Here is a 528-nt window from a genome sequence, read left to right as displayed (position 1 = left end):
CTCAGCCGTGCGGCGGGTGGCGGGCACGATCTCGTCGAGCAGCTTGCCCGCCCGTTCGGCCATGCCCACCGAGTTGCTGGCCAGCTGGCCAATCTCTTGTGCCGCCACCTGGCTGCGTTCGGCCAGCTTGCGCACCTCGGCGGCCACCACAGCAAAACCCTTGCCGTGTTCCCCGGCCCGGGCTGCTTCGATGGCGGCGTTCAAGGCCAGCAGGTTGGTCTGGTAGGCGATGTCGTCGATGATGCCGATCTTCTGGGCGATGTCCTTCATCGCGCCCACGGTTTCGTTGACGGCCTGACCGCCTTCAGCGGCCTTCTTGCTGCCATCGGCGCTCATGCCATCGGCCACCTTGGCGTTCTCGGTGTTCTGGTTGATGCTGGCGGCCATCTGCTCGATGCTGGCCGAGGTTTCTTCCACGCTGGCGGCCTGCTCGCTGGAGGCCTGCGACAGGCTTTGGGCGGTGGAAGACACCTGCTGGGTGGCGCTGGCGATGGTGTCGGTGGTGGCGTTGACGTCGGCAATGGTCTG

General features: G+C 66.3%; 1 protein-coding gene. It reads right to left on the bottom strand.

Features of this window, described 5'->3' with window-relative positions; genetic code table 11:
* On the bottom strand, nt 1-528 hold a 528-nt coding region (locus ACYVB7_RS19160), incomplete at both ends, for a methyl-accepting chemotaxis protein (RefSeq protein WP_460510471.1).

The sequence above is a fragment of the Hydrogenophaga soli genome (assembly GCF_054777695.1).
The sequence above is the reverse complement of the archived record's forward strand: the minus strand, read 5'-3'. Positions and strand labels throughout refer to the sequence as shown.